The organism is Nocardiopsis sp. B62 (assembly GCF_018070675.1).
Classification (GTDB): domain Bacteria; phylum Actinomycetota; class Actinomycetes; order Streptosporangiales; family Streptosporangiaceae; genus Nocardiopsis; species Nocardiopsis prasina.
In genome coordinates, this window is record NZ_JAGPXK010000001.1 from 239,445 (window position 1) to 254,914 (window position 15,470).

The window sequence follows — 15,470 nt, forward strand, 5'->3', positions numbered from 1 at the left end:
TCAGGGGCGCTGCCGGGGTGGGTGGAGGAGTCGTTCGCGGTGGTGTTGACGGCGCACGGCGGTGACCACGATCAGGGCCAGCCCGGAGGAGACGCCCAGCGCGGGCAGGAGCAGCAGTGATCCCAGCGCCCCGAAGAGGCCGGTCACGAGGGTGCCGGTGGTCTGCGCGCCGGGGGCGATCCCGAAGCGGACGTCGTCGGTGCCCTGGCAGGTGAGGGTGTACTCCCCCGGTTGGGTCAGGGTGGCCGTGCCGATCATCGCCCAGGACCGGTTCTCCTCCTCGACCTGGTGGTTGAAGGTGGGGTAGGCGAAGACGGGGTGGCCTCCGTCCGGGGCGGTCAGCGTGCAGGCGGTGTGGTCCACGCCCCGGGGTGAGCCGTACAGCAGCCATCCCTGTTCGGTGCCCTGGGTGCTTGGGACGGTGAAGGTGGCGCTCTGGGAGCCCTGGGTGCTCGCGGCGAACTCGGGCAGGGCCACGGCCCGCACGGACAGGAGGGCGAACAGGACGGTGCCCGCGAACAGGGACAGCGCAAGGAGTGTGCCGCCCACCCAGAACCACGTACGGGAGGGGCGCAGCTCCCGGAGGTCCACGTGGGTTCGGCGCCGACGGGGGCCCGGGTTCGGTGCGGCCATGCGGTGAGTGTCCCACGCCTGACCTGGGGTCCCCATGCCCTTGGCGCGGTTTTGGGTGTGCGCTGTCCGATCCGTGGCCTCAGGTGTCCGGGGCGTCCTTGCTGAGTGTGGCGTCGATGACGGCGGGCGGCGGGGTGTGGGCCGCGGCGGGTTCGGTGATGGCGACGCGGTCGCGCTCGTGCTTGAGGGGCCGCGTGCCCGGGCGCGGGTGGGCGCGAAGTGGGGCCCTGGCGTTTCCGATGTCGACCGGCGGCCCAGGGTTGGGCGAGGACTCTCCCATGGTTTGAGGGTTGATGATTATGAGTGGCCTCTTGGATGGGACTTCGCCGGAAGAAGTCTCAAAAAGCATCTGAATGAGAGACTTGAAGGTGGGTGGCGCGGGGTCGCCCTGAGTCTGTGAGGGGGCGAGATGGACCAGGACGAGGTCATCCGGTTCGTGGCCGGACTGGGCGAGGTGGACGTGATGACCGCGAGCCAGGAGAGCGGGGCGCCCGAGATCGCCTGGGGCGACTCCTTCTTCCTCTACGACCCGGACGGTCGGGCGCGCGAACGCGACGGCTTCACGCCGTTCGCGACCCTGGTGACCAAGGACTACCCGGGCTTCGACGCCGACTCCTACCTGGACCGGCCCGGGGTGTTCCGGGTCAACGTAGCGGTGGGGCGTGCGCTGTTCGAGGAGCTCGTGGGCCACGCCCGCGCCGCGCACGCCGAGCACCGGGTCGGGATCGACTTCACCGAGCTGGACCGGCTGCTCCCCCATCCCGCGTACGCCTCCCAGGGGTGGGTGTCGGTGCTCAACCCGGGTCCGCGCACCGAGGAGCGCACCCGTGAGCTGCTGGCGCTGGCCAGGGACCGGGCCGCCGCCCGGTACCGCCCCCGGGGCTGAGGGGTCAGCCGTTCCCACGGTCGTGGCGCTCGCGCGCGGCGCGTACGTCCTCGCGGTGGTCGTTGGCCCAGCGGTCCAGGGCGGTGAGCGGCACCAGCAGGGTGTGTCCGAGCTGGGTCAGCGTGTATTCCACGCGCGGTGGGACGCTGGCGTGCGCCGTGCGCTCCACCAGGCCGTCACGGACCAGGGCGCGCAGGGTCAGCGTGAGCATGCGCTGGCTGATCCCGTCGATGGCGCGGTGCAGCTCGCTGTAGCGGTGCGTTCGCTGGCCGAGCATGACGATGACGAGCACGCTCCACTTGTCACCGACCCGGTCCAGGACCTCGCGGACGGGGCAGTCCTCGGGCCCACGGGTGAGGTCGCGTTCGGTCAGGGGAACACCGGTGTTCGTCGCGGACATGAAAGTTCCTTCTTGAGGTCGGTCTGTCCTACCTGCATACTCACTGATCAGTAGGTTACGCACAAGAAGTATGTGAGGGGTGGTGGGTGTGAGCGACATGCAGCCGCGGAGCACGCCCGAGCCGGTGCCGGAGCGGGACGAGGGCCATATGCCCCTGCCCGTGGTCGGCGCACTGGTGACGTTGGGGTCCGAGGACGCGCCCGCGTGCTCGGACGGAAGCTGTTGGTGAGGGGAACGTCCGTGCAGATCGAAGTGTGGTCCGACATCGTGTGCCCATGGTGCTACATCGGCAAGCGGCGCCTGGAGCGGGCCCTGGAGGGGTTCGAGCACGCCGACGAGGTCGAGGTCGTCTGGCGCAGCTTCCAACTCGACCCGGCCTTTCCCCGTGGGGTGAGCGAGCCGGTCCTGGACTCCCTGGCGGCGAAGACGAACGCGACCCCCGACCAGGTCCGTGCGATGACCGCGCGGGTCGGGGAGATCGCCGCGCAGGAGGGGCTGCACTACGAGTTCGACGGCGCCGTCATGGTCAACACCTTCGACGCCCACCGGCTCACCCACCTGGCCAGGGAACGGGGTGTGGGCGGCCAGGCCCACGAGCGGCTGATGCGCGCCCAACTGGTGGAGGCCCGCGACCTGGGAGAGGTGGAGACCCTGGTGGAGTTGGCCGTGGAGATCGGCCTAGACGCCGCTGAGGCCCGCACCGTGCTGACCGGGGACGCCTACACCGCCGAGGTCGAGGACGACGTCCGCACCGCCCGTGCCCTGGGCGCCACCGGTGTGCCGTTCTTCGTGATGGACCGTGCCTTCGGTGTCTCGGGCGCGCAGCCGCTGGAGGTGTTCACCTCGGCACTGGAGAAGGCCCACGCCCGGAGGGCCTGACTCCACGGCCCGATCCCCCTGTTGGGGCAGGTCGTCTCACCTTTGCCGATCACCCCTGCCGAAGGGGGACCGGGAGGGCTGGAGGGAGGTCACCCCCAAGGAGCCGGTGGCCGAGGCGTTGGCGGTGGCGACGGCGGACCACGGTGGGGGTGCCGGTCACCGAGCGGTCGCGGATCCCAGGGCCCGGGTACACCGGTGGGCCGACCGGCCCGTACGCGGCGCGGCCCCGCTCCCCCGGTGAGGAGGGCGGGGCCGCGGCGTGGACTGGCTACTGGATCGGGACTCCGGGGATCTCGCCGAAGGCACCCGCGTACAGGGTCATCTCGGCCACGTCCGGGCTCGGGGCGGGGAAGACCGCAAGGGCCATGTACTCCTCGCCCGGGGACAGGGTGAGGATCTCGTCGGCGAAGTCCTCGTACTCCCCCTCCCCCGTGCGGATACGGATCACGTACCGGATCACGCCGGTGTCGGGTTCCTCCAGACGGAAACCGCCCATGGTGCCCTCGGTGTACTGCTGCGGGCTGCCGGGCAGGAACGCCTCGTCGCCCTCCAGGTCGGCCTCCAGGTCCGAGAGGGTGGAGTTCTGGAAGCCCACCATCTGGAACAGGTACGCGCCGTCGCGCACCATCGGGTAGACGTTCAGGTCCAGGTCCTCGTGCGCGACCGTGGTGAAGGGGTCCAGTTCCTCGAAGTAGGGCGCCGCAGGTCCGACGTGGCGCTTGGCCGCCTCCAGGCCGCCGCCCTCCTCGGTGCCGTTGTCGGCCATCGGGACCTCATAGGAGAACTCGACGCGGCGGTTGCGGGCGCGGGCCTCCTCGTCGTCGTCCCCGCCCTCCTGGGCGAGCAGCTCCCCGCTGCCCCGGCCCTCGGTGGTCAGGGTGAAGTCCGACCCCAGTTCCTCCTCCAGCAGTGCTCGCACGGCCTCGGCGCGCTCCTCGGACAGCGTCTGGTTGTAGTCGTCAGCTCCCTTGCCGTCGGTGTGGCCGACGACGGTGATCTCCACGTCCTCGCCGAGGTTCTCGCGCAGGGACTGGGCGGCCTCCCTGATGGTGTCCACGGCCTCGTCGGTGGGGTCGGACTCGTCGAAGGCGAACATGTTGTCCGCGTGCAGGGCGATGGTCTCCTCGTCCCCCGCGCGTGTGGTGGAGGCGGTGGAGCTGTCCACGAAGCTCTCCATGGACTGGACGAACTCGGCCGTGTCCAACCTGGGCTCCGGCGCGGTCTCCGGGTAGACGATCTCGTCCTCGGGCAGGTCCCCGTTGATGATCCAGGTCTCGGGGTCGATGTAGTCGTGCACGTCGGGTTCGGGGAGCTGGGTGAACTCGTCGACGTAGCTGACGGGGACGCCGGGCACGTGTCCGGCGGTCATCCCGGTCAGGGTCAGAAAGTCCACGTCCTCGCTGGGTGCGGGGAAGTACCGGCGGATGGGCGCGGCCAGATACTCGTGGATGGGAACGAGGTCGCTGCCCTCGATGAAGTAGCTGCCGTAGGGTTCGCCGTGGTCCTCGTCGGTGATGGGGAGCAGGACTTCCCCGGAGACCGGGTCGACCAGGCGGACGGGGGCGCCCGCGTAGGAGATCTCCTCGCCGGTGATGGTCTCCAGGATGTTGCGGCTGAAGTCGATCATCAGGTATTCGCCGTCGTGCTCCAGCGCCTCGACGGTGATCTCCACGGCGACGTCGTTGCCACCCTCGACGAACATGCGGCCCTGACGCACGAAGGGGAGTTCGACGTCCTCGGCGGTGACCTGCTCGGCGGACTCCTCGGAGGCGGCGGTCTCCTCCTCGCCTTCCTCGCCGGAGGTCAGGTCGCGGACCAGGCCGCAGGAGCTGAGGGCCAGGCTCAGGGCGATGACCACACCGGTCACGCCTAGGGCTCGTTGGGACATGGTCGGGGGACTCCCTCGTGGTGGTGCGGTGCTCCGGCCGGGGCGCCGGGATGGTGGTCAGCCGGTCAGACGCGCGGCGGGGCCGTCTGGTTGCGGGTGCTCGCTCACAGGTGTGCGCGAACACGGGGGCGGGGCCGGACCCCGTGGCGCCGGGCGCGCGGGAGTGCTTGGATGGGGGCGTCGCGTGACCCGTGGGCGGCACGTACGAGGAAGGGCGGGCACGTTCCCATGTCGGAGATGGTGTTCGGGGTCGTGCCGGTGCTGGCCGCCGTGCTGACCGGCCTGTTCGCGGGTCTGTTCCTGTCTTTTTCGATGGCGGTCATGCCCGGGTTGGCCCGCGCTGGCGACCGCGCGATGATCGAGTCAATGCGGGGAATCAACACGGCCATCCTGAACCCGCTGTTCGCGGTGGTCTTCGTGGGGGCGCCGGTGGCTGCGCTGGGGTCGACGGCGCTGTACGCCACCTCCGGTTCGCCGACGCCCCTGGTCTGGTCCGGGGCTGGTCTGGTCCTGCTGCTGACAGCGATGGTGGTCACCTTCGCCGTGAACGTGCCGCGCAACAACGCCCTGGAGCAGGCCGGTACGACCGAGCACCTGGGCGACCCGGCGGCGGTGCGGGCCGCCTTCGAGCCGGGGTGGGTGCGGTGGAACCACGTGCGTTCCCTGGCCTCGGTGGCGGCGCTGGTCTGTTCGGTCATGGCCCTTCTTCCCGCCTGAAGTGTCCCCGTCGCCCCTCCGACCAGTGCGTTGCGGGCCGTGGCGACCCCGGGTGTGAAACGGTGGCCGGGTGAGTCCGCACATTGAGACCTTCGACCCCGCCGCGACCCCGACGGCCGACCTCGCTGCCTGGAGTTCGGTGTACACCGACGGGCAGTCCGCGCTGTCGGGCAGCGCCGCACCGGCGGAGGAACTGGCCACCCGTCTGCGCTCCGGTCGCGCGGGGCGTGCCTGGCGTTGGGCGGCTCGGATCACCCCGGGCCACCCCATCCACGGTGTGGCGGAGCTGCGCCACCAGCACCACGACGCGCGCATCGGGTTCCTGCGCCTGTTCGTGGCCGACCACGTGCGGCGTCGGGGCACCGGTCGGCAGCTGCGCGAGGCCGTGGTGGAGGAGGCCCGCGCCCAGGGGATGGACCGCCTCCAGAGCACCGTGCTGGCCGGAGAACCCGGCGAGTCCTTCGCGCGCGCCAGCCCCTACCTGCGCACTCTGCTGCGGTTGGAGCTCCAGAAGCAGTACCTGGACGAATCCACCCTGCGTCGCTGCTGGAGCCTGGCCGCCACTCCCGCGCGCGGGTACCGGCTCACCCACTGGGAGGGGCCCGCACCCGACCACATGGCCGCCTCCTTCGGGCGGGTCATGGCCCACCTGCTGGACGCCCCCGGGGCCGCCCTCCAGGTGGAGGCGCGCGCCTGGGACGTGCCACGGGTGCGCGAGTGGGAGCGTCAGATGACCGTGGACGGGTCGCGGCTGGTGGTGGGAGCCGCACTGGACCGTATGTCGGACCAGGTGGTCGCGGCCACGGTGAGCACGGTGACGCGGGGCGTGGTGGCCGACCAGCACGACACGGCGGTGCTGCCCGCCCACCGGCGCAAGGGGCTGGCCAGCCGGGTCAAGGCGACCCAGGCACTGCGGGTGCACGACCTGTTCCCGCATGTGGAAGCGGTGGCGGTGACCATCAACCAGGAGAACCAGGCGATGCTCGCGGTCAACCGCGCCCTGGGTTACCAGAGGGTCAGTGAGCGGCTGCTGGTGGAGGAGGGGCTGGACCCGCATGAGGGTCCAGCGACCTGACGGTGGTGGGCCTTCGACGTGGTGGCCCGGCGCCCCCGCACCCACGAGGAGCACCTGGACCGGTCAGCGCGGACCGGTTCGGCGGACACGGAGTGCGCGGCTGGCGGTGTTCGGACCCAGGAGGGACGTCAACAAGCTGACCGGGGCTGCCCTGGCCATCTGCATGCGGAACGCCCCCGCCACGGAGTCCCGTGGCGGGGGCGTTCCTCGTGGATCACACGCCGAAGGCGTCCGGGTACCGGATGGTGCCGCGCGGGGTCTCACGCGAGGGGTCCAGCGACAGGGCCATCATGGCCTCGTCGGGTACCTCGAACGGAGCGCGCACGCCGAACCCGGAGGCCGGGGTGAAGCCGAACCTCGGGTAGTAGTCGGCGTGGCCCAGGACCAGGACGAGGTTCTCGCCCAGGGCGCGGGCCGACTCCAGACCGGCGCGGATGGCGGCCGCACCGGCGCCGGTGCGCTGGAACTCGGGCAGCACCGCGCACGGAGCCAGCGCCAGGGCCGGGTGGCCGTCGACGTGGCAGCGGGTGAACAGCGCGTGCCCGACCAGGGTGCCGTCAGTTGCTTCGGTGACGACGGACAGGCCGTCGATCCACGCGGAGGTGTCAGCGCGCAGGGCGTCGACCAGGTCGGCTTCGGCCGGTCTCTCGAACGCGGCGCTGTTGATCGCGTGGATCGTGGTGACGTCGGCGCTGGTCTCGGGTCGGGTGGACCAGGCGTGGGTGGAGTGGGACAACGTTGAGGACCTTCGTTTTCGGGGGTCCCGTCGTGTGGTCAGGCCGGGACCCGCTGGCTGGAGGTGCTGGGGGCGTCGCTCACGGCGGCGCTGGTCACGACAGTCATCAGTTCACCTCTTGGGTCCGCACGGCCGACTCTCGGCGTCGCGGGGTCCAACGCTAGCAGGGGGGTGGGTCTTCCCCGTGGTGAGAGCGTTCACGGGTGCGACGCGGGCGAGGGATCGGGGGGCTTGGACGGCCCCCGAGGGCCCTGCGTGGAACCGTTCGATGGCTAGGGTGTCTTATCCACAGGGCTTCGCGGGGTTCGGCGGGCCCGGTGACCCAGGCGGCGCGACGGTAGGGAGACCGGAACGGTGGAGCTGTTCGAGGAAGGCGCCAAGGTCCTGACCCAGGAGATGGTCAAGGGCGGATGGACGGTGGTCCAGGGCTGGATCACCCGGGTGTTCAAGGGCGACGAGGCCAAGCGGAGCAGGGCCCTGGACGAGGTGGAGCAGACCCGCCGCGAACTGGACCCCGGGGGCGGGGAGACGGTGTCGGTGCAGGAGGTCGAGCAGACCTGGCGGACCCAGTTGCGCCGCCTGCTGCGTGAGGACCCGGCCGCCGCCGCCGAACTGCGTGTACTCCTGGACGAGGTGGCTCCGTCCGCGGCCGGAGGCGTCACCAACATCGCCCGCGACGTGCACGGCGGGGTGCTCATCCAGGCGGGCACCATTCACGGGGGCGTGCACCGGAGCGAGACCCGCTACGACGGCGACCACGTCGAGATGAGCGGCAACCGGGCTGGCCGCGATGTGATCGGCACGCAGAACAACCATGGTGATCGACGGAGCCAGAGCCAGGGGCACGGGGACGCGTGAACAGGCAGGACTCCTCCGGGGAGATCGGCGGCCGCCCGCTGAGCCGCGCGGCCATCCATGGATCCCGGTCCCGGCGCGACACCATCGGTGTGCAGAATAACTACGGTGTCGGCCCCGCCCGGGGAGCGGCCCAGACCCTGTTCACACTGCCCTCGCTGGACGCCGGGTTCACCAGCCGGGGCGCGGAACTGGAGCGGGTCCTGGCAGTGCTCGACCCCGGGGTCGAGGGCGTCGCGGGAGTGGTGGTCTCCCAGGGCATGGGAGGGGTCGGCAAGACCCAACTGGCGCTGGCTGCCGGGCACGAGGCTATCCGTCGCGGGTGGTTCGCCGGAGCGCTCTTCGTGGACCTGCACGGCTACTCCACTCCGGTCGACGGTGACCGGGCGGTGGAGTCCTTCCTGCGCAGCCTGGAGGTACCCACGGAGCGGTGGCCGGACGACGCCGACGCCAGACGCGGACTGTACCGCTCCTCCCTGGAGGAACGGTCCCTGGAACTGGGCGGCCCGATCCTGGTGGTGGCCGACAACGCATCCGAGGCCGGTCAGGTCACTCCCCTGGTTCCCGGTCTGGCGAGGCACCGCCTGCTGGCGACCTCACGCGACCGCCTCACCTCGTACGGCTGGCGGCGCATCCCCATTGACCACCTCTCCGACACCCGTGCCGTCCGGGTCCTGATGGAGGCGCTGCGGGTCGGTGACCCGGACGATCCACGAGTCGCTGAAGCCGCAGCCCTGGCCCGGGTGGCGAAGGCCTGCGCCGGGTTGCCCCTGGCGCTGCGCATCTGCGCCGCCGTCCTGGGAGCGGCTCCGGACATGACCGCCGACGAGCTGGCGAACACCCTTGAGGGTTCCGAGACACGGTTGCGCAGGTTGAGGGACGGCTCCCGCAGCCTGTACACGGTTTTCAAACAGTCCCGTGCGCGGCTGGCGCCCGAGGCCGCCGAACTGCTCGCCCTGCTGGGGTTGGCTCCCGGACCGGACATCTCGACGGCGGCCGCGGCGGTCCTGGCCGGGGTCGAGGAGACCGAGGCTCTGGAGCGTCTGCGTTCTCTGTCGGCGGCGCACCTGGTGTCGGGGAAGGCGGGTCGGTGGCAGATGCACGACCTGACCGCCGACTACGCGGCCTCACTGAGCAAGGGAGACGACGCTGCGGACCGGTTCGTCCACGCTCGACGGCGGCTTTTCGACCACTACTCGTCCATGGCCGACGGCGCCCGTCTCAACCTCGTGGCGTTGCCGGGCCAGCAGACCCCGGAGACCTTCGCCGACCGTCGGGCGGCCACGCGGTGGCTGGACGCGGAACGCGCGGTCCTGATCGACACCGTGCACGTGGCCCGCAGGCTCGGTGAGACACGGACCGAGACCGACCTGCCGGTCTTCCTCAACACGTATCTCAAACGGCGTCGGGACCTCTCCGACCTGGAGGACGTGCACCGGATCGCGCTCAGAGCCGCGCAGCGAAGCGGGAACAGGGATCGCGAGGCCATCTCCTGGAACAACCTGGGAGCCGTGCTGCGTGAGACGCGTCGGTTCGGGGCGGCCATCGACGCGCACGGACGTGCCCGATCCCTCTTCGCTGAGCTGTTCGACGATCACGGCGAGGCGGTGTCGTGGAGCAGCCTTGGGGCCGCGTTGGGCGACGAACGGCGTTTCACCGAAGCTCTGGAAGCCCTTCGGGGAGCGCAGGTCATGTTCGCCCGGTTGGACGACGTGCACCGGGAGGCCATCGCGTGGAACAACCTTGGGGCGACGCTGCGTGAGGTCGGCCGGTTCGCCGAGGCCGTCGACGCCCACCAACGGGCCCAGGGCTTCTTCCGCCAGCTGGGCGATACCCATCGCGAAGCCAGGGTGTGGGTCAACCTGGGCGCGGTGTTGAGCCAGGAGAAGCGATTCACGGAGGCCATGGAGGCCCACGAACGAGCCCGAACCATGTTCCAAGGGCTGGGCGACACCCGTGAGGTGGCCAAGGCGGGGATGGGCCTGGGCATCTGCTTTCGGGGGCTCCGCCGAACGGATGAGGCCCTGGCCTTGCTCGACGAGGTGGTCGGGTTCTTGTCCGATGAACACGACCCGCACCACGAGGGGCTGGCCCGCCACGAACTCGGGCTGACCTGGATGGCGGCGGGTGACCCACCGAGGGCGGTCCCGCACCTGGAACGCGCCGTCAAGCTCCTCGGGGAGAACAACGACCCGTTCCGAAGGGACCAGGCCGCCGCAGCGCTGGCCAGGGCCCGAAACTCCTCCACCCCGGGGGGAAGCTCGCCAGGGCCCCCCACCCTCTGAGCGCGGCGTAGCCAGCATCTCGCACCCCCGTGTGCGAGACGCCTGGGCACGGGACACGGTTTCGGACAGGCACCGCCGTGCGCCCCGTGCCGGGGTCAGTCGGCCCGCTGCCCGTCACGGCGCAGCGGTGAGCCCAGCAACCGGTTGAGGTCGGCCTCCGCCTCCGTCAGCAACGCCTGGCCGAACACGCACAGAGTCCCCTGACCGTGCTCCCAGGGATGGCCGAAGGTCCCCAGACGCAGGTCCCTCGCGAGGTTGATGTAGTAGTCGCCGTCGGGGAACGTGTGCGCCGGATGGCGCGGCTGCTCGTCGCCGCCGACCCTGCGCGGGTCGTACCGGCGTCCGATGTGCTGCCAGTCCAGGGAGTAGAGGTGTTCACCCTCCGGCACGCTGGCGGCGAGCGCGCGTCGCATGGACCGGTTCAGCTCGGCGAGGCGTTGGGGGTTCCCAGCGACGGCGCTCACCGACCAGGTCACCGAGGGGGTGGGCTCGACGATGCCGGGGAAGACCGTGGCGCTGGGGGCGAAGAAGAAGCGGTTGGTGAACCGATCCCAGAGGTCGTCGTGTTCGGGGTCGTCGTTGAGTTCGGTGACCGGTCGGGTCGGGGCGGGGGTCCCGTCCGGGACCCAGGTGTGGGTACGCGCGGTGGTGACCTGGTGAAACCCCGATGCCAGCAGTAGTTCGAGCAGGTCGGGTTGGGCCGCGGGGTCGACCTCGGCGGACATGAGGCGGGACTCGGCCTGGGTCCACACCCACCACAGTGGCAGGACGCGGCCGGAGCTGGCGTGCCGGGCCCACTCCCCCAGGAACTCGGGTCGGGGCGCGGTCATGCCCTCCAGGACGACGAAGGGCGTTCCGGTGCGCAGGGTGGCCCAGCTGGCGGCGCGCACGTGGGCCCCGTCTACCAGGGTCAGGGTCCGGTTCTCGAAGGCGTAGCCGTCCGCCTCGTGTTCGGCCAGGGGGCGCCGGTGTGGTCCGGAGCCGGCGGCCAGGCGACGCACGGCCCGGGCGGACACCCGGTCGTTCTCGCGGAGCTGTTCGTCCGGCGGGGGCTGCGCTGTGGGGAGGTCGTCGAGTTTGGCGACCAGGACGGAACGCTCGGGGCCCGGTGTGAACCCGGCCGTGTCCAGCGCGTGGGCCAGCGCGGGCGGGTCGTGGGCGTGGGTCCGCCATTGCGCGGGTTCGGAGTGCGCGTCGAACCGGTCCCTCTGGCGGGCGACGAGGGCGGAGAGGTCGGTGCGGGTCGGCAACGGGCCGTGGTCGACGACGCCGTGGGTGCCGTAGTGGGTGCGGACGAGGCTGGCGCCGTCCAGGTGCGGGTCCCGTAGGTGCACCGCCCCGGTCTGGGACGGGGAAGGGAGGTGGCCGCGCAGGTGGGTGTCGTAGGCATGGCGAAGCTCGTGCAAGGTGTGACAGCCAGGAGGGGTGAGGGGGCGGGAGGGCGGCCCATTCTGCCAGTGCCGGGGCCGGGGCCCTTCACTCGAAGCGGGCGTGTGGGAGCCGGAAGCCGGGGTGACGGTGTCCGATTGTCGTGGGCGGTCCGTAACCTCGCGGACACACCCACCGAAGCTCCCTGGACCTCGCGACGCAAGACGCCCCGAGGAGGGACGCCCCGCCTGCCCGTGCCTTCCCCGCGGAGTGTTCCTGCGGCCGCCGGTCGGGTCCCAGGGACGCGCGGCGTTGGCTGCGAACGTCCTCCTGAGGGCGCCAGTTCAGCCCCCCGCCGTGGGCGTCGATGCTGGGCGGTGAGGCGTTCGTGTGGCCCACGATGTGACAGGTTCTCGTTTGTGGCGGCGGGTAGCGTCTGTCGTGGTGACGAACGTGGGGCCCGACTTGGCGTCAGGGTCGAGCGGTTCTCGGGGTCCTGTCTCGAGTGTCCTCGCCCACAGAACCGAACCCCGTTCGGTTCAGGTGTGGCCAGGGGTTCTACCAGTCGGTAACATTGCATCATGAGCCTTGACCACCCCGCCGAGGGCTACGAGTTCGACCAGGACACCCGGGTCGACAAGCGTGCCGACGGCGAGTTCACAGCCACCCTCACCGACGGCTGGACCACCTTCACCTCGCACCCCAACGGCGGCTACGTCCTGGGGACGGCCCTCAACGCCCTGAGCCAGACCCTCACCCAGCCCGACCCCCTCGTGGTCTCCGCCTTCTACCTGCGTCCCGCCGCCCCGGGCCAGGCCGTTCTGCGCACCGAGACCATCCGTGAGGGGCGCCGCACGGCCACCGGCGCCGTCGTCGCCGAACAGGGCGGCAAGGAGATCCTGCGCGCCACCGCCACCTACGGCGACCTCACGGCGGAGGGTCGTGAGCTGCATCTGGACGGGCCGCCGGAGCTGCCCGCCCCCGAGGACTGCTACGTGCCCCCGGAATTCGCGGGCAGGCCGGAGGGCATCACGATCGCCCACCGCATCGACTACCGCTACCCCGAGCGCCCGGGGTGGCTGGACGGGAAGAAGGACGGCCAGCCCCGGACCGACTTCTGGATGCGTTTCGCCGACGGCCGTGACGCCGACGTGCACTCGCTGCCCGCCATGGTCGACTTCGCCGTTCCCGCAGTACTCGACATCGGCGAGTTCAGCACGATCACGGTGGAGCTGACCTCCCACGTGCGCGCCCGGCCCGCTCCCGGCTGGCTGGCCTGTCGGGTCTCCACCAAGCACGTATCCAACGGCCTCCACGAGGAGGACATGGAAATCTGGGACAGCGAGGGCACCCTGGTCGCCCAGGCGCGCCAGCTCGCCATGCTCCTGTGAGTTCCCGCCCCGCGACGTCCTCTTCCGTCGCGGGGCTCTTCGCAGCGGAAGCGCCCTTGGGCAGCCTTGGCCACGGCGCCGTTTCCACCAGAGGGCGGTACCGGAGCCCATGGGAGTGCTTTTCGGGTTCGTCGTGTCCCGGGTGCCCGCCTCCTACCGCCCACCGCCTGGTGAGGCTCATGGATCCACGGGTGGCAGGCCCAGGATCTGCAACCTCCTGGAAGACACCTGGTTCGAACCCTTCCCTCGGATCTGCCCGGAAGTCCTGATGGTAGAAGTGTGGAGCAGGTTTGCGGATTTCATTGCTTTGCTCGAGGTGGATCGCAGTTGGGTACGAATGCGGAAAGAGCGCGGGTGCCACTCGGTGCCGTGAGTGGTGGTAATGGATAACTCGATCACCACCGGTGCGATGGTGCTTTCTCTTCCCCTCCTGGTGTGCGCGTCCGGGTGCGCACCTTCCGGAGATGTTGGTCCGGCGGCCGTCGAGCATCGTGTCCACGATGGCAAGGCCCCGTCACACCCGATACCGGCTGAGGTGTCGCAGGTGGCCTGGCAGTGGAGCACGGCTGATCGGGAGACCAGCCTCATCGATGTCCTGCCCGGTGTGTCCGGGCCCGTGATGGTGACGGGCGACGGTGCCGTCGGCCTGGACGGGGCCTCGGGTGAGGAGTTGTGGAGTTACCGGCTCGAAAACGGGGGTCTCCGCAGCGCCCGGACGACACCTGATGGGCAGGAGGTCCTGCTGACCCTGCCGGGCAGTGAACCGGACACCGCGGTACTGCTCGACGCGGGCACCGGGCGACTGATCGCGGAACACGAGGGTGACCCGGGCAGGAACCTCGCCCGTGCCGCCGCGCTCACCTCGCACGTCGCGGTCACGGACCCCGCGCAGGAGGGCGGTTCCGTGGAGGCCTTCTCCCTGCTCGGAGGCGAGCGGGTCTGGACCTATGAGCCGCCCGCGCCCGAGGCCGGCACCGGGGTCACGGTCGAGAACGTGCTCAGTGCCGGGGAAACCGTGGTGGTCATCGCGGCCTACAACGACGGCAGCTTCGAAGACGACTCCGTCGACCTACACGAGCAGGGAATGCTCGCGGTCGGCCTCGAGGGGGAAACCGGTGAGGTCCTCTGGGAGGTGGACCAGGAGTTCGCCGATGACAGCCGAGGCGTCGCCAAGCACGAACTCTCCCCCGGAGCCGAAGCGCTCTTCCTGGAGGTCGGGACCGGAAACCAACGGCACGAGTTCCTGATCGACCCCCAGACGGGCGAGGAGATCAGGGGCGCGGTCTACCAGGACCGGGATCGACACCCCGTCGGTTTGCTCGATGACGGCTACGCCGAGATGGCCGTCGACTATGACGAAGGCACGGTCGAGTACTGGCGCATGTCCTTCGAGGGTGAGGAACTGGCCCACCTGGAGACCTCCCAGCGCCCGGCCGAGGGTGACATCGACCGCGGGCTGCTTCTGGGGGAGGGTGTGCTCCGGCCTGACTACCTGACCGACCCCGACCTGGACCGGGGATCGATGAACGTCGAGTTCGCGGGCTGGGACTCCGAGGGCGAACCCGCTGTTCTGAACGCGGACATGACCCGAAACGAGGAGTGGTGGATCAGGTCCGAGGGCAGCGCCATGACTCTTCCCGACGCTCCTCGTCTGGTCGCGGTACCCGGAGCCGTGGTCGTGACGGAGGAGAACCCGGGCCCCTGGACCGTGGTCGGCCTCACCTGACGTACCTGTTGGGTACATGGGCGCTGTCCGCGTGCCGCAGTTGCAGGTGGGACGCGTTCCGGAGCATCCCCGCGCCGAGCGGGCTCGTGACCCGCTCGGCGATGGTGAAGCCTCTCCCTGTCCCCCGCATGGGTTGAGCAGGACACCGCTTTGGCCGCTACGGGGCCTACCCCTCCTCGGTGCGACGGGTGAGGCGCTCCTGGCGCTGCCGGGCGGCCTGGGCTGTGCCCAGCCCCAGACCGAAGGCGATCTCCTGCCAGGTCATGCCCCGCCCCTTGGACATGGTGAGCAGCCCCGACTCCAGTTGGTCGAACTCGGCTCGGGCCCATGGCACCAGGGTCAGCGCCGCGGTCAGGTCGTCCTGGTCCACGGAAGGGGCGCCCTCATCAGGGAGGGCGCTGCCCGCGGCCAGGTCGCTGACGCGGCGGATGGCCTCGTGCGGGGACATGGGCATGCGCGTCCGGTCCCAGCGGAGGCGGTCCTCGCCGGTGGCGTGGCGTTCGGTGATGCGGAAGAGGGCCTCGTGGACGCGCTTGCGTCGGGCCTGCTCGGGGTCGGGCCGGGTGAAGGTCTCCTGTGGGTTCTCCATGCCATCACTATGCGTTGACAACGAAAAGTTGTCAACATAATG

At 70.6% G+C, this 15,470-nt stretch carries 15 protein-coding genes; 8 read left to right on the plus strand and 7 right to left on the minus strand.

The features are described 5' to 3' along the window. Entirely contained in the window at positions 1-633 is a 633-nt protein-coding gene (locus KBX21_RS01020; protein ID WP_210840700.1) for a hypothetical protein, read from the minus strand. A gap of 79 nt (positions 634-712) precedes the next feature. Beyond that, the gene (locus KBX21_RS01025) at positions 713-913 is read right to left on the minus strand and encodes a hypothetical protein (protein ID WP_210840701.1); all 201 of its coding nucleotides are present in this window, start codon (positions 911-913) and stop codon (positions 713-715) included. A 129-nt stretch (positions 914-1,042) separates the two neighbouring features. On the opposite strand from KBX21_RS01025, the gene KBX21_RS01030 reads away from it, so the two are divergent. Then, a complete protein-coding gene (locus tag KBX21_RS01030; RefSeq protein WP_210840702.1) occupies positions 1,043-1,519 on the plus strand; it encodes a DUF6194 family protein in 477 nt (158 codons plus the stop codon). Positions 1,520-1,523: 4 nt separating this feature from the next. On the opposite strand, the gene KBX21_RS01035 is transcribed toward KBX21_RS01030, so the two are convergent. After that, positions 1,524-1,919: a helix-turn-helix domain-containing protein gene (locus tag KBX21_RS01035; RefSeq protein ID WP_049579483.1), complete on the minus strand. Its 396-nt coding sequence runs from the start codon at positions 1,917-1,919 to the stop codon at positions 1,524-1,526. Positions 1,920-2,159: 240 nt separating this feature from the next. Here KBX21_RS01035 and KBX21_RS01040 point away from each other — a divergent pair, with 240 nt between their 5' ends. Further along, on the plus strand, positions 2,160-2,798 hold the full coding sequence (locus KBX21_RS01040; RefSeq protein WP_210840703.1) for a DsbA family oxidoreductase: 639 nt from the start codon (positions 2,160-2,162) through the stop codon (positions 2,796-2,798). A gap of 268 nt (positions 2,799-3,066) precedes the next feature. Here KBX21_RS01040 and KBX21_RS26825 read toward each other — a convergent pair whose 3' ends face one another. Next, complete coding sequence (locus KBX21_RS26825; RefSeq protein ID WP_210840704.1) at positions 3,067-4,686, minus strand: OmpA family protein; 1,620 nt, start codon at positions 4,684-4,686, stop codon at positions 3,067-3,069. Positions 4,687-4,914: 228 nt separating this feature from the next. On the opposite strand from KBX21_RS26825, the gene KBX21_RS01050 reads away from it, so the two are divergent. Together KBX21_RS01050 and KBX21_RS01055 are read left to right on the plus strand one after the other, a co-directional pair. After that, entirely contained in the window at positions 4,915-5,403 is a 489-nt protein-coding gene (locus KBX21_RS01050) for a DUF1772 domain-containing protein (RefSeq protein ID WP_210840705.1), read from the plus strand. A 70-nt stretch (positions 5,404-5,473) separates the two neighbouring features. Continuing rightward, positions 5,474-6,478, plus strand: a complete 1,005-nt coding sequence (locus KBX21_RS01055) for a GNAT family N-acetyltransferase (RefSeq protein ID WP_210840706.1) — start codon at positions 5,474-5,476, stop codon at positions 6,476-6,478. Positions 6,479-6,692: 214 nt separating this feature from the next. Here the strand turns inward: KBX21_RS01055 and KBX21_RS01060 are convergent, their stop codons facing one another. After that, the gene (locus KBX21_RS01060) at positions 6,693-7,214 is read right to left on the minus strand and encodes a GNAT family N-acetyltransferase (RefSeq protein WP_049579491.1); all 522 of its coding nucleotides are present in this window, start codon (positions 7,212-7,214) and stop codon (positions 6,693-6,695) included. Positions 7,215-7,568: 354 nt separating this feature from the next. Between KBX21_RS01060 and KBX21_RS01065 the strand changes: the two genes are divergently transcribed. Next, entirely contained in the window at positions 7,569-8,072 is a 504-nt protein-coding gene (locus tag KBX21_RS01065; RefSeq protein WP_210840707.1) for a hypothetical protein, read from the plus strand. Then, on the plus strand, positions 8,069-10,354 hold the full coding sequence (locus KBX21_RS27020) for a tetratricopeptide repeat protein (RefSeq protein ID WP_210840708.1): 2,286 nt from the start codon (positions 8,069-8,071) through the stop codon (positions 10,352-10,354). The genes KBX21_RS01065 and KBX21_RS27020 overlap by 4 nt, the downstream gene beginning before the upstream one ends. A gap of 95 nt (positions 10,355-10,449) precedes the next feature. Here the strand turns inward: KBX21_RS27020 and KBX21_RS01075 are convergent, their stop codons facing one another. Continuing rightward, positions 10,450-11,760 (minus strand): DUF2716 domain-containing protein, encoded by a 1,311-nt coding sequence (locus tag KBX21_RS01075; RefSeq protein ID WP_210840709.1) that lies wholly within the window; start codon positions 11,758-11,760, stop codon positions 10,450-10,452. A gap of 543 nt (positions 11,761-12,303) precedes the next feature. Between KBX21_RS01075 and KBX21_RS01080 the strand changes: the two genes are divergently transcribed. Both KBX21_RS01080 and KBX21_RS01085 read left to right on the plus strand, forming a co-directional pair. Then, on the plus strand, positions 12,304-13,113 hold the full coding sequence (locus KBX21_RS01080; RefSeq protein WP_049572999.1) for a thioesterase family protein: 810 nt from the start codon (positions 12,304-12,306) through the stop codon (positions 13,111-13,113). A gap of 544 nt (positions 13,114-13,657) precedes the next feature. Continuing rightward, positions 13,658-14,839 carry a PQQ-binding-like beta-propeller repeat protein gene (locus tag KBX21_RS01085; protein WP_307869122.1) on the plus strand — a complete coding sequence of 394 codons (1,182 nt, stop codon included), beginning with the start codon at positions 13,658-13,660 and terminating at the stop codon, positions 14,837-14,839. A 166-nt stretch (positions 14,840-15,005) separates the two neighbouring features. On the opposite strand, the gene KBX21_RS01090 is transcribed toward KBX21_RS01085, so the two are convergent. Beyond that, positions 15,006-15,428, minus strand: coding sequence for a hypothetical protein (locus KBX21_RS01090; protein ID WP_049573016.1), 423 nt, complete (start codon positions 15,426-15,428; stop codon positions 15,006-15,008). Positions 15,429-15,470 lie beyond the last annotated feature (42 nt).